The organism is Stenotrophomonas sp. FR024 (assembly GCF_047500745.2).
Classification (GTDB): Bacteria; Pseudomonadota; Gammaproteobacteria; order Xanthomonadales; family Xanthomonadaceae; genus Stenotrophomonas; species Stenotrophomonas maltophilia_A.
In genome coordinates this window covers 197,451-210,285 of the sequence record NZ_JAXAXM020000007.1, presented here as the reverse complement: position 1 = coordinate 210,285, position 12,835 = coordinate 197,451, and the positions used below count along the sequence as shown (strand labels likewise).

General features: G+C 68.2%; 10 protein-coding genes. 6 read left to right on the top strand and 4 right to left on the bottom strand.

Going from position 1 to position 12,835, the window contains the following annotated elements; translation table 11 throughout:
* Positions 1-5: 5 nt before the first annotated feature.
* A complete protein-coding gene (locus tag ACMZ91_RS10485; RefSeq protein ID WP_414577019.1) occupies positions 6-3,365 on the bottom strand; it encodes a TIM-barrel domain-containing protein in 3,360 nt (1,119 codons plus the stop codon).
* A gap of 322 nt (positions 3,366-3,687) precedes the next feature.
* Between ACMZ91_RS10485 and ACMZ91_RS10480 the strand changes: the two genes are divergently transcribed.
* From ACMZ91_RS10480 to ACMZ91_RS10455, 6 genes are all read left to right on the top strand, one after another.
* Positions 3,688-4,842, top strand: a complete 1,155-nt coding sequence (locus tag ACMZ91_RS10480) for an SIS domain-containing protein (RefSeq protein WP_005411499.1) — start codon at positions 3,688-3,690, stop codon at positions 4,840-4,842.
* The gene (locus ACMZ91_RS10475; protein WP_414577016.1) at positions 4,835-5,773 is read left to right on the top strand and encodes an ROK family protein; all 939 of its coding nucleotides are present in this window, start codon (positions 4,835-4,837) and stop codon (positions 5,771-5,773) included. Before ACMZ91_RS10480 ends, ACMZ91_RS10475 begins: the two co-directional genes overlap by 8 nt.
* Positions 5,774-5,789: 16 nt before the next feature.
* Complete coding sequence (locus tag ACMZ91_RS10470) at positions 5,790-7,124, top strand: D-tagatose-bisphosphate aldolase, class II, non-catalytic subunit (RefSeq protein ID WP_414577014.1); 1,335 nt, start codon at positions 5,790-5,792, stop codon at positions 7,122-7,124.
* A 33-nt stretch (positions 7,125-7,157) separates the two neighbouring features.
* On the top strand, positions 7,158-7,934 hold the full coding sequence (locus ACMZ91_RS10465) for a DeoR family transcriptional regulator (protein ID WP_014038836.1): 777 nt from the start codon (positions 7,158-7,160) through the stop codon (positions 7,932-7,934).
* On the top strand, positions 7,931-9,058 hold the full coding sequence (gene nagA / locus ACMZ91_RS10460; RefSeq protein ID WP_414577012.1) for an N-acetylglucosamine-6-phosphate deacetylase: 1,128 nt from the start codon (positions 7,931-7,933) through the stop codon (positions 9,056-9,058). The genes ACMZ91_RS10465 and nagA overlap by 4 nt, the downstream gene beginning before the upstream one ends.
* Positions 9,059-9,210: 152 nt before the next feature.
* Positions 9,211-10,989, top strand: a complete 1,779-nt coding sequence (locus ACMZ91_RS10455; RefSeq protein WP_414577010.1) for an MFS transporter — start codon at positions 9,211-9,213, stop codon at positions 10,987-10,989.
* A 51-nt stretch (positions 10,990-11,040) separates the two neighbouring features.
* On the opposite strand, the gene ACMZ91_RS10450 is transcribed toward ACMZ91_RS10455, so the two are convergent.
* From ACMZ91_RS10450 to ACMZ91_RS10440, 3 genes are read right to left on the bottom strand one after another with little or no spacing between them, the layout of a single operon-like run.
* The gene (locus tag ACMZ91_RS10450) at positions 11,041-11,511 is read right to left on the bottom strand and encodes a SecDF P1 head subdomain-containing protein (protein WP_121504185.1); all 471 of its coding nucleotides are present in this window, start codon (positions 11,509-11,511) and stop codon (positions 11,041-11,043) included.
* On the bottom strand, positions 11,508-12,059 hold the full coding sequence (locus ACMZ91_RS10445) for an HdeD family acid-resistance protein (RefSeq protein ID WP_049461697.1): 552 nt from the start codon (positions 12,057-12,059) through the stop codon (positions 11,508-11,510). Before ACMZ91_RS10445 ends, ACMZ91_RS10450 begins: the two co-directional genes overlap by 4 nt.
* 58 nt (positions 12,060-12,117) lie before the next feature.
* A complete protein-coding gene (locus ACMZ91_RS10440) occupies positions 12,118-12,813 on the bottom strand; it encodes a ComFC family protein (RefSeq protein WP_032127079.1) in 696 nt (231 codons plus the stop codon).
* Between the last annotated feature and the right edge of the window lie 22 nt (positions 12,814-12,835).

The window sequence follows — 12,835 nt, the reverse complement described above, 5'->3', positions numbered from 1 at the left end:
GGGGGTCATGGGGCGACGATGCTGGCGGAGTCGCCCTCCTGGCCGATCAGTACGGCATTGGCCCAGTTGGCGCAGACCTGGGCGGGTTGACTGCCCTGCGCACCCAGCGTGCGCAGGCTCAGGGTGGAAAGGCCTCGGATGTCCAGCTCCGGCTTGACCACGCCGGGTGCCTTCACCAGGCCGCTGTCATACAACAGGCGGTTGTCACCCCAGACCTGGAACTGCAGGCCACCGGCGGTGCGGCAGGCGTCGTCGATGCCGAGGTCGGCACGCAGCAGGTGCCAGCCACCCTGCAGGCGCAGGTCGATGCGGCTGTTGGCGCCGACGCCCAGGCCACGGCGGAACTGCAGGCCATTCATGCGCATGCCCGCGTCACCACGGAACGACTGGTCGGTGCGCACCTGGCTGGCCAGCGCGGCCGGCACCGGCAGCTCGGAGAGATAGCGCTGCCGGGCCGGTCGCTCCGGTTCCTGGTGTTCAAGAATGTGGAAGGTGGACAAGGCGATCGGGCCGACATCGCGCGGCTGCAATGCATCGAAGGCGCGGGCGCTGCCCTGTGCGGCGGTCACCATCGGGTCGGTGCTGCTGGCGCCGTCGCCTTCGGGGTTCTGCACGCTCAGCACGCGGAAACGCAGCAGGCGGCCGGCGTGGGCCGGGAAGTCGATGCGCTGCACGCCTTCCTTCAGCTGCAGGCGGCCGCGGGCGATCGGCTCGCCCCACTCGCCATTGCTGTCGCCGAGGTAGACCTCGTAGTCGCGTACCTGGCCGTGCTTCCAGTTCTTATCGTTGCGCGGCGCGATGTCGATGCCGTCGATCATCCTGCGCTCGCCGAAGCCGATCACCCACTCGTGCGCACCGGTGCGCACGGCCTGGTTGCGCACGCTGCGGAACCAGGTGCCCGGATCATCATCGAAGGCATTCTCCAGCGCATGGCCGGGTTCTTCGGCCGGGCGATTGACCACCAGCAGGCTGTCGGCCGGCAGTTCGCGGCCCAGCACCGGCGCGGCCGGATAGGCATCGTCGGCGGCCGCGGCAGCCACCGCGAAGTCCAGCTGCAACTGCAACGGCTGGCGGATGTCCTGGGCGGCGGTGCGCACATGCACGGTGCCACGACGCTCCTTGGCATCGAAGTACCAGCCTTCACTGGCGTTGTTGAACGCAGCGGCATCGGCCAGCGCCGGCAGCGCGCGACCACCGGCCTGTACCGCGCGCGGCGCCTGGCGGCTGAGCACGCGCAGGCCATAACGACGCTGCGCCAGCTGGCCGTTGTACTGGCCCTGCACGGCATCAATCTGCACCTGCACCGGGCCGCTGCCCTGCGCCGGCGCCTGCACGCGGATCTGCTGCGTGCTCGATTCACCCTGCTGGTAGCGGCGGGTGTTGCCATCGTCTTCGTACAGCGTGTACTGCGACTCGCCCTGCGGGTACAGGTCGAACGTCACCTCATCGAGTGGCTTTTCGCCATCGAACAGCATTGACGGGTACATCGGCAGGATCGCACCGGCACGCACGAACACCGGCAGCGTGGCCAGGTCCACCTGGCGGTCGAGCTGGCGGCCATCGGCGGCGGCCTGCACGCGGCGGCCATCCCAGTAGTCGATCCAGCCGCCGGCAGGCAGGTGGATGTCGCGGCGCCAGCCACGGCTTGCGGCCTGGCTGCGATACACCGGTGCCACCAGCAGGTCGCGGCCGAGCAGGAACTGATACTTGTAGGTTTCATCCTGCGCATGCGGATCGCGCGGGTTGTCCCACATCAGGCCACGCACCGGCGGCGCGCCGCTCTGCGCGGCCTCGTGCACCAGCCCATACATGTACGGGGTCAGGCGCATCTTCAACTTCAGGTAGTCGCGGTTGATGCTGCGGTAGGGCTCGTCGTACCACCACGGGTGCTTGCGCGCGTTCGACGACCAGCCGCTCATGCCCATCAGCACCGGAGTGAACGCCTTCCACTGCAGGTCGCGGGTGAAGGTCTCGGCGCTGCCGCCGAAGATCGCATCGACATCGCCGCTGGCGTAGGCCATGCCGGACAGGCCCGAACCGACCAGGGTCGGCACATGCCAGCGGATGTAGTCCCAGCTGCTGCTCTGGTCGCCGGTCCACGCTACGGCATAGCGCTGGATGCCGGCCCAGCCCATCACCGTCCACAGGAACGGGCGCGAATCGGAATTGTCGAGGATGCCGTTGAAGGCCTGGCGGTTGGCGTCCATCGCGAACTGGTAGCCCTTGCCGGTCCAGGCCACGTCCAGCTTCTGCACGCGGCTGCCGGCCTTGCCCACTTCCCAGGCGATCTTGTCGACGCCGTTCTCGGTCCACAGGCCGGTGCGGAAACCATAGCCGGCCAGGCCCTTCACTGTTTCCGGCAACTGCTTGTAACCGCAGCCGTAACCATCATTGGGCAGGATCCAGCCACCGGGCATGTCGTGGGCGCGGTACTGCTTGGCCACGCTGTCGATCACATCCGGGGTGGTGCCGGTCGGGCCGTCGCTCCAGCCTTCGGGCACGGTGCCGGGCTTCTTGCTGTTGTCGCCGTCGTTGTAGCAATCGGCATCGCCGTAGGACAGCGCCCAGCGCGCGACCATGTTGGGGCGACCAGTCAGCTGGGTGTAGCGCTCGATCAGTTTCGGCAGGTCGGCGCCGACGAAGTAGTACGCATCGAAGCGGTCTTCGCGATGCAGCAGCGTGGCCTGGTCGGCCTCGCGCAGATCGTAGCTGCCATCGCTCCAGGTATTGCGCAGCATGCCCCAGCCGCGGCTGCTCAGCAGCATCGGCGCCGGGCTGGGGCGGTCGCCCTCTTCCCAGCCGCCGGAGTAGGACACTTCCAGCTCGCGGCCCTTGAACTGGTAACGGCCGTTCTGCTGGCCGCCACCGAAATAGCCTTCATCGGCCTGCGAGGACAGCACCTGCACGCTCTGCGTGGCATCCAGGTCCAGCGGCTGCAGTTCCTGCCACAGCGCGGTGGGCTGGCCGTTGTCCAGGCGCTCCAGGCGCAGGCGCAACGGCTGCCGCTGCACATGCAGCACCAGTGCATCGGTACGCACGCGGATTTCCTGCGCGTCTTCTTCCAGCTGCGCCTGTACGTTCGCCTTGGGCTGCGGCAACACGATCGGTGCGGCCTTGTCGCCGGCGCCGGTCAGCGTGCCGTTGCGGCCGGCCTGCACGCGGATGATGTCGGTAGCCGGCAGTTCGATGCGGATGCGCGCGCCCTTGTCGGTCTGCAGATCCCAGCCCTGCACGCCGTCGCGGCTGGCGCTGGCGCTGACCGAACGCAGGTTGCCGACCGGCTCGGCCCGGGCCGGCATGGACGCCAGCATCAATGCCGGCAACAGGGCCAGCATCAGCGGCGAGCGACGAACGCAGATTTCCACGCGGACTCCCAACCCGTTCACCGGGCGTTTCGAAAGCGATTGGGCCGACTCTAGGGCAGCGATTCGAAAGATGTCAACAAATTGAAAGGAAAAAGGAAGATATATTCTATTGAAACGAAAGTTGTTGCACCGCAATACTTTGTGTAAGCGCTTGCAGGCGCCTGTTAAGCATTGTGCGATACGGCATCCGGCCCGTTCTTTCGTTTTCCCGAGCACACCCGGGCGGGAAAAGTCACCACGCCATTTTCTTTCTTTTTACTTTCGCTATTTGACATTTCGAAAGAAAACACAGATGGTGCGCTGGCCCAACTGGAACCTCCGAATGGACGTCACCCTGCTTTCCGATGTGTCCGCCTGGCAGCGCCTTGGCGGAGCCGATACCGCTACCGAAATCGCCCAGCAGCCTGCGCTGTGGGAAGCCCTCGCACAGGACCTGTCGCGTGCCCGCGACCGCCTGCAGGCCTTCCTCGGCGACAGCCTCAACGATCCCAACCAGCGCGTGCTGTTCACCGGCGCCGGCAGCTCCGGCTTCATCGCCGAAATGGTGGCCGATGCGATCAACGCGCAGTGGCCAGCCGATGTGCGCGTGGTGCACACCACCAGCCTGCTGACCCACCCGGCGCTGTACCTGCAGCGCGACCGCCCGACCCTGCTGGTCTCGTTCGGCCGCAGCGGTTCCAGCCCGGAGAGCGTGGCGGCAGTCGACCGCGTGCGCAGCGACGTGGATGACGCGCGCTTCCTCGACATCACCTGCAATGCCGATGGCGAACTGGCCCGACGTGGCGCCGGCCGTGCCGATACCTGCACCCTGCTGATGCCCTCGGCCAGCTGCGACCGTGCCTTCGCCATGACCAGCAGCCTGACCTGCATGCTGCTGGCCGCGCTAACCGTGTTCGATCGTTCGCCGTGGGACGCGCGCGTGGCGCGCCTGAAGCAGATCGCCGCGCTGGCCCGCGAAGGCCAGGCACAGTGGGATGCACCGGTGGCCGCGCTGGCACAGCGCCCGTTCAACCGCATCATCTACCTCGGCAGCGGCCCGCTGGAAGCGCTGGCACGCGAGTGTGCGCTGAAGGTGCTGGAACTGACCGCCGGCCGCGTGCTGGCGCTGGCCAACACCCCGCTGGGCTTCCGCCATGGCCCGAAGTCGACGCTGGACGGCAACACCCTGGTGGTGGTGCTGCGCAGCGTGCAGCCGCTGGCGCGCCGCTACGAACAGGACCTGCTGGAAGAACTGCGCCGCGATGGCGTGGCCGGCCAGGTACTGGCGATCGGCCCGCATTCGGACATCGGTGCGGACGACGAGTACACCCTCACCGTACCGGCACTGGATGATCCGTGGCTGGCACCGGTGTGGCTGGGCTTTGCGCAGCTGTTCGCGCTGCAGCGCTCGGCCGCACTCGGCCTGACCCCGGACAATCCGTTCCCGGATGGCACCGTCAACCGCGTGGTCAAGGGCGTCACCATCCACCATGGCTGAGCTGATCGCCCACGCCTGCTACGGCATCGACATCGGCGGCACCAAGATCGAGCTGGTGGCGTGCGATGCGGCGATGCAGGTCACCTGGCGCCGCCGCGTGGCCACGCCGCAGGGCGACTACGGCGGTTTCCTGCAGGCGGTGGTGACCCTGGTCGCCGAGGCCGATGCCGCGCTGGGCCGTAGTGATGCGGCCATCGGCATCGCTCTACCCGGCGTGCGCGACCGCCGCAGCGGCCGCCAGCTCAGCGCGAACGTGCCTGCGTTGACCGGCCACAGCGTGGCCGCCGACCTGCAGGCACGCCTGCAGCGGCCGCTGCATTTCGGTAACGACCTGCAGTGTTTTGCCCTGTCGGAAGCACACGGCGGTGCCGCCGACGGCTATCCCAGCATGTTCGGCGCCATCCTCGGCACCGGCGCTGGCGGTGGTTTCTGCCTGCACGGCCGCCTGCTGTCCGGTTTCAACGGGCTGGCCGGCGAATGGGGCCACTGGAGCGTGCCCGGTCATCTGCTGCAGCGCCACGGCCTGCCGCTGATCGACTGCGCCTGCGGCCTGCAGGGCTGCGTGGAGCGCTATGTGTCCGGCAGTGGCGTGGCGATGATCGAGCGTCACCTCGGTGGCAGCGCCGCCGACGCCAGCGCGGTGATCGCTCTGGCCGAAGCCGGCGATGCGCGCGCGCGCAAGGCGCTGGACATCCATCGCGACCTGCTCGGCCATAGTCTGGCCGCGCTGGTGCTGGCGCTGGACCCGCACGTGATCGTGCTCGGCGGCGGTCTTTCGCAGTACGCGCCGCTGTACGAGCACCTGCCCGCCGCCATCGCCGCCCATCTGTTCAAGGGTGTGCAGGTGCCACCGATCGTGCCGCCACGCTTCGGCGATGCCGGTGGCGCACGTGGTGCTGCCCTGCTCGCCTGCCAACCCTCGTTTTCCTGATGTCCGGAGCCTGACCATGTCCCCGTTGCAGACCCTGCTTGCCTCCCACCGCGCCGGTGCCAACATCGGCCTGTACAGCGTCTGCTGCAGCAACGAGCAGGTGCTGCGCGCGGCCATGCACGTGGCGCTGGCACACGGCACCGTGCTGCTGATCGAGGCCACCTCCAACCAGGTCGACCAGTTCGGCGGCTACACCGGCATGACCCCGCCGCAGTACCGCGATTACGTGGGCACGCTGGCCGATGAGGAAGGCTTCCCGCGCGAACGGCTGATCCTGGGCGGTGACCACCTCGGCCCGAATGCCTGGCAGAAGCGCCCGGCCGCCGAAGCGATGACCCACGCGCGCGTGCTGATCGAAGCCTACGTCGCCGCCGGCTTCCACAAGATCCACCTGGACTGCAGCATGTCCTGCGCCGATGACCCGGTGCCGCTGCCCGACGCCATCGTTGCCGCGCGTTCGGCCGAGCTGGCCGAGATTGCCGAGCGTACCGCCGCCGAACACGGCCTGCCGCCGCCGGTCTACGTGATCGGTACCGAAGTGCCGATTCCGGGTGGCGAAGCCTCGCTGGCCGAAGGCCTGCAGGTGACCACGCCGGCCGCCGCCGCGCAGACCCTGGCCATCCACCAGCAGGCGTTCGATACCCCGCAGCTGCGCGATGCGTGGCAGCGCGTGATCGCGATGGTGGTGCAGCCCGGCGTGGATTTCGACCACAGCAGCGTGCACGAATACGACGCGGCCGCCGCCAGTGCGCTGGCCGGCTTCCTCGAACAGCAGCCGCGCATCGTGTTCGAGGCGCATTCCACCGACTACCAGCGCGAAAGTGGCCTACACGCGCTGGTACGCGACCACTTCGCCATCCTCAAGGTCGGCCCGGCCGCCACCTTCGCCTATCGCGAGGCGCTGTTCGCGCTGGCCGCGATCGAGGCCGAGCTGCTGCCAGCCGCGCAGTGCTCGCGCCTGCCGCAGGTGCTGGACGAGGTGATGCTGGCGCAGCCGAAGTACTGGCAGTCCTATTACCAGGGCGATGAGGCGGCGCTGCGCCTGCTGCGCAGTTACTCCTTCAGCGACCGCTGCCGCTACTACTGGGGCGAGCCGGCGCTGGTGCAGGCGGTGCAGACCCTGTTCGCCAACCTGGAGCAGCATGCGCCGCCGCTGGTGCTGCTCAGCCAGTACCTGCCGGAGCAGTACCGCGCCGTGCGCGAGGGCCGCCTGGCCAACACGCCCACCGCACTGGTGCAGCACCGTATCGGCCTGTGCCTGGGCGAATACGCCCGCGCCTGCAGCGCCAACCAGGCCGGCCCCCGCACGCAGAACGCGGGCTCGGCTGCCGGCGTTGCTGCGAACGGCTAATCTCTACCTTTTCCCGCGAAACCGAGAATGGCCATGCGCAACACCCGCTCCCGCCGGCAACAGATCCTGCAGCTGCTGATCGAGCATGGCTCGGTGCAGGTGGCCGATCTGGTCGAGCGCTTCGGCGTGTCGGCGGTGACCATCCGTGCCGACCTGACCCACTTCGAGTCGCAGGGCCTGGCCAACCGTACCCACGGCGGCGCCACGCTCGTTCGTACGCCGCCGCAGGAACAGGACATCCACGAGAAAGACGCGCTGAACCTGCCGCTGAAGGAATCGATCGGTGCGCGCGCTGCGCGCCTGGTGCAGCCCGGCGACAACATCATCATCGACTCCGGCTCGACCACGATGACCCTGGCCCGCCACCTGCGCGCGCATCGCGACGTGACGGTGATGACCAACGGCCTGAACATCGCCTGGGAACTGGCCAATGCCGCGGGCATCACCGTGCTGCTGACCGGTGGCCTGCTGCGCCAGCAGTCGCTGTCGCTGCAGGGCAGCCAGGCCGAGGCCAGCCTCAATTCGTACAGCTTCGACACCCTGTTCCTGGGTGTGGACGGCCTGGACCTGCAGTTCGGCCTGACCACCCACGACGAGGCCGAAGCCCGCCTCAACCACCGCATGGTCGAGCGTGCGCGCCGCATCGTGGTGCTGACCGACGCCTCCAAGTTCGGCCGCGTCAGCCTGCACCGCATCGCCCTGCTGGATCAGATCCACGCCATCATCACCGACGCCGGCATTGACGACGCAACCCGTGAGGGGCTGCAGCGGCTGGGCATCGAAGTGATCATCGCCGAGCCCACCGCATGACCGACAGCCGATCCCTGCATGGCCGCATCCTCACTCCGCTGGGTTGGCGGCGTGGCCACGTCCACTTCGATTCGCACGTGCGCCAGCTGCAGGTGGATGACCACAGCGGCGCTGACGACCTGCAGCTGCCGGTGATCCTGCCCGGCTTCATCGACCTGCATGTGCATGGCGCGGCCGGCGTGGACCTGATGCAGGGCGGCGACGTAGCACGCACCATCGCCCGCACCCATCTGCGCTTCGGTACCACCACGCTGCTGGCGACCACCATGACCGCCGGGCTCAACGAGATCGAGCACGCGCTGCAGGGCGTGGCCGCCACCATGGCGGCACCCGATGCCGACGCCGCCAGCATCGTCGGTGTGCATCTGGAAGGACCGTTCATCAGCCCGCAGCGTCTGGGTGCGCAGCCCAACCGCACGATCGAGGCGACGCTGGCACTGGTGCAGCAGCTGCATGCGCTGGCACCGATCCGGGTGATGACGCTGGCACCGGAAATCGGTGAGCACACCGCGCTGATTCCCGCGCTCTCGGCGATGGGCATCCGCGTACAGCTCGGCCACAGCGCCGGTACCTATGAGGAAGGCGTGGCGGCACTGCAGGCCGGCGCCTCCGGCTTCACCCACCTGTTCAATGGCATGACCGGCGTCGATCACTATCGCCCGGGCATTGCGGCGGCGGCGCTGGCACATGCGCAGTACGCCGAGATCATTCCCGACCTGCAGCACATCCACCCCGGCGTGATCCGGTTGGCCGCGCGCGCGATCCCGCGCCTGTACGCAGTGACCGACGCCACTGCCGCCACCGGCATGCCCGACGGCGAGTACGCGCTGGGCGAGCAGCGCGTGCACAAGTGCGGCGGCTGCGTGCGCCTCGCTACCGGTTCGCTGGCGGGCAGCGCACTGACCATGGACCAGGCGCTGCGCAATCTGGTGCGCGTCGGCCTGGAGCTGGCCGATGCCTCGCAACGTGTTTCCACCTTCCCGGCGGACTACCTGGGCCTGGACGATCGCGGCCGCATCGCGCCCGACGCCCGCGCCGACCTGGTGGTGCTGGACGCCGAGCTGCGCCTGCAGCAGGTGGTGGTGGGCGGGCGCGTAGTTGATTTGAACGCCGCAAACGCCTGACGTGCCGCCGCTCCTTAACGCCGGAAATGCCTGACGCACCGCCTTTGTAGAGTCGAGCTTGCTCGACTGCTCTGCCGCGCCCCGCGCGGTCAGTCGAGCAAGCTCGACTCTACGAAGGCAATCCGCACCGAAACGCCTCCTGGGATATGCCGATGACTGCAAGCACCGCTCCGCGCTGGCCCGTACGCTACCTGCTCTTCATCGGCGGCCTCGGTGGCCTGCTGTACGGCATCGACATCGGCATCATCGCCGGCGCCCTGCCCTATCTTGAAGCGACTGCCAGCCACGCCTGGCAGCTCAGCAGCCAGCAGCTCGGCTTCGTCGTCGCGGCAGTGCTGCTGGGCAGCGTGCTGTCCTCGCTGTTCGCCGGCATGGTCGCCGACCTGATCGGCCGCCGCGGTGCGATGCTGCTGGCCGGCCTGCTGTTCACTGCCTCAATCCCGATCATGGCACTGGCATCCGGCTACACGCCCCTGCTGCTCGGCCGGCTGCTGCAGGGCATCAGTGGCGGCCTGATCGGCGTGGTGATTCCGCTGTACCTGGCCGAAGTGCTCAGCCCCGAGCGACGCGGGCGCGGCGCGGCCATGTTCCAGCTGCTGCTGACCGTTGGCCTGGTGCTGGCTGCCCTGATCGGCCTCTACCACGCCCACGCCGTGGATGCCGCCGCCGAAGCCGTGCGCTCACTGCCGGTCGCGCAGCAGGCGCAGGAACTGTTCACGGTGAAGGACCACGCCTGGCGCACCATCTTCTGGACCTGCCTGGCACCGGGCCTGCTGTTCTGCGCTGGCATCTTCTGGCTGTCCGAATCGCCGCGCTGGCTGGTGCGTCGCGGCCGCATCGATGATGCGCGCCGCAGCCTGCAGCGCGTGCTGCCCGCTTCGGAGGTGGAGCCGACGCTTGCACAGATCCAGGCACCGGAATCGAGCAGCGGCAGCGGCAAGCGCGACCCGCTGCTCAGCCGCCGCTACGTGGTGCCGTTCCTGCTCGCCTGCGTAGTGCTGGCCTGCACCCAGGCCACCGGCATCAACTCGGTGCTGGCCTACGCGGTGAACATTCTCAACCAGGCCGGCCTGTCCGGCTCGGTGGCCAATGGTGCCGATGTGGCGATCAAGCTGCTCAATGCGGTGATGACCGTGGTCGCGCTGCTGCTGGTCGACCGCAAGGGCCGCAAGTTCCTGCTGATGCTCGGCAGTGGCGGCATCTGCGTGGCCCTGCTGGCCGCCGCCACCCTCTTCTTCCAGGCCGAACGCGGCCGCACCGACGTGCAGCCGCAGCTGCAGGCGGCGGTCAGCGGCGACGGCCTGCAGCTGGTGCTGGATGATGCGCAGTGGCAGCGCCTGAGCAATGGCATCGACAGCCAGGGCCGGCCGCTGCAGCTGACCGTCTCCTACGCCTACGGCGACTTCACCAATGTGCGCGCCCTGCGCAGCGACAACCTGACCGACCGCGAGCTGCGCATCGAGCGTGCCGGCACCGTGCAGCCGGACAGCGTGATCGGCGCGTTCTTCCGCAAACTGCATCTGAACCCGTTCGCCGATCCGGCCGCTGCAGCGCAGGCACCGCTGCGTATCGAGCAGGCCCGCATCGGCCCGGTGCCGCCACCGGCACACGGCTGGGCAGTGGCCGCCTGCATCCTGGTGTTCGTCGCATTCTTCGCGGTCGGGCCCGGCGTCTGCGTGTGGCTCGCGCTGTCCGAGCTGATGCCGAACCGCATCCGCTCCAACGGCATGAGCATCGCGCTGCTGATCAACCAGTTCGTGTCGACCACTATCGCCGCGATCTTCCTGCCCACGGTGGGCCACTATGGCTACGCCAGCATGTTCGTGTTCTGGGCGGCCTGCACCTTCGTGTTCTTCCTGGTGGCCGCGTTCTGGCTGCCGGAGACCAAGGGCAAGTCGCTGGAAGAGATCGAGGCCCGCTTCGCCCGGTAGCGGTCGACTTTGGTCGACCTCCGCGCGCAGCGCGGGTTCATGGCGCGCCCGTCATTCGCCAGTGATGTGCTTGGCCAGCTCCCGCGCTTCGGCAACGCTGGACAAGCCGCTCAGCATCATCGATTCGCCGAACGGCCCCTGCACCGTCGCCACCATCAGCACGCGGCCATCCACGCTGATCGCCGCACGCTGGCCCACCAGTGCCGCGGTGCCATCGTGGATGCGCTGATGCGCCTCCGGCCGATAGCGGATCTGCAGGCCCGGCTGCTTGCCTTCATCCAGCACATAGCGCACATCGGCAATATCCGCGCTGCCGGCAATCGGGGGCTCGCGCAGGGCGAGGGTCTCGCCCTGCCACTGCACCGATGTGCCCTTGCCGGCTGCATCGACCGCACTCAGGCGCACATCCACGCCGGGGCGTGGTGCATGATCCTTGCCTGCCAAGACACCGGGTGTGGCGCCCGGCATACATCCGGTCAGGATCAACGCCATGCCCAGCAACAGGGGAAGCGCAGCCCTCACTTCAACTTCCGCAACTTGAATGCCACCAGCACCTGCAGCAGCCCATACAGCAGGCTGCCAATGCCAATCCACAGCGTGGTCACTGCCACACCCGCATACGGGTTGGCCGCGAACAGCACGCCCAGCACCACCGCCAGCACGCCACTGAGGATCAGCAGCCACTCGCCCTGGATCTGCTTGCGCACGCGGATCGCGAACACGATGCGATAGATGCCGGCCACCAGCAGCCACGCTGCCAGGAACAGCACCAGCACGCTGGCGGTGGCCAGCGGATTGATCACCGCCAGGATGCCGAAGCCCAGCGAGGCGATGGCATACAGCGCCAGCCAGCCACGCGAGGCACCGCTGCCGCCGCTGACCAGTGCGAACAGGCTGATGACACCTTCAACGATGGCCATCACACCCAGCGTCCATGCCAATGCCATGGCTGCAGACAGCGGCCAGCCGATGGCGACGATGCCAAAGCCCAGCGCAACCAGCCCATACAGCAGCAGGATCCACCAGCTACGACCAACCGCCGACAACAGGGGAGACAAGGGGGAATTCATCGCCACTCCTTCGATCCGGAACCGGGCTCATCCTAGCCCCTGGGGATGAAGAGGGCGATCACGGCGCCCGCGCGCAGACCCATACCCGCACCTCGTCCGCTCCCACCCACCGCAGCGTCTCCGCAACCTCCATCACCGTGCTGCCGGTGGTCATCACATCGTCCACCACGGTCAGTCGCGGCGGCACCGGACCACGTACATCGAACGCATCGAACAGGTTTTCCCTGCGCTGTTCGGCCGTACGCTCAGACTGCGGCGCGGTATGCCGCCGCCGGTACAGCCCCTGCCAGACCGGCATCGGCAGCAGGCGGCACAGTTCTGCCGCCTGGTTGTAGCCGCGCTGGCGCAGGCGGCGCCGGTGCAGCGGTACCGGCACCAGAGGTAGGCATGACCACGGCGGCGGTGCGCGCTGCATCAACTGCGCCAGCAGGCGACCGGCGGCGAGATCCTGATGGAACTTGTAGCGCACCAGCAGCTGGTCGACCGGCGGCAGGTACAACAGGCTGGCATGGGTAGCGGCCTGCGGTGGCGCTTCCTCGCGGCAGCTGCCGCAGACGATCAGGGCGTTGTCGGGCAGCGGCAATGCGCAGCGCAGGCAGGCGCGGCCGGCCCACGGCAGCTCGGCAAGGCAGGCGCGGCACAGGTCAAGATCATCGTGGCCCGGGTCGTTGCAGACCAGGCAACGCAGTGGCAGCAGAACGCGAAGCAGCACTGCGGGCCAATCCGCCGGTAGAGGGAGGTAGGCAAGAGGCATACCCCAACCTGCCCGCGCAGCG

What these genes read in the sequence shown, in the direction of transcription:
- ACMZ91_RS10480 (WP_005411499.1), top strand. Translation starts at nt 3,688, where the DNA reads ATGGACGTCACCCTGCTTTCCGATGTGTCCGCCTGGCAGCGCCTTGGC.
- ACMZ91_RS10475 (WP_414577016.1), top strand. Translation starts at nt 4,835, where the DNA reads ATGGCTGAGCTGATCGCCCACGCCTGCTACGGCATCGACATCGGCGGC.
- ACMZ91_RS10470 (WP_414577014.1), top strand. Translation starts at nt 5,790, where the DNA reads ATGTCCCCGTTGCAGACCCTGCTTGCCTCCCACCGCGCCGGTGCCAAC.
- ACMZ91_RS10465 (WP_014038836.1), top strand. Translation starts at nt 7,158, where the DNA reads ATGCGCAACACCCGCTCCCGCCGGCAACAGATCCTGCAGCTGCTGATC.
- nagA (WP_414577012.1), top strand. Translation starts at nt 7,931, where the DNA reads ATGACCGACAGCCGATCCCTGCATGGCCGCATCCTCACTCCGCTGGGT.
- ACMZ91_RS10455 (WP_414577010.1), top strand. Translation starts at nt 9,211, where the DNA reads ATGACTGCAAGCACCGCTCCGCGCTGGCCCGTACGCTACCTGCTCTTC.
- ACMZ91_RS10445 (WP_049461697.1), bottom strand. Translation starts at nt 12,059, where the DNA reads ATGAATTCCCCCTTGTCTCCCCTGTTGTCGGCGGTTGGTCGTAGCTGG.
- ACMZ91_RS10440 (WP_032127079.1), bottom strand. Translation starts at nt 12,813, where the DNA reads ATGCCTCTTGCCTACCTCCCTCTACCGGCGGATTGGCCCGCAGTGCTG.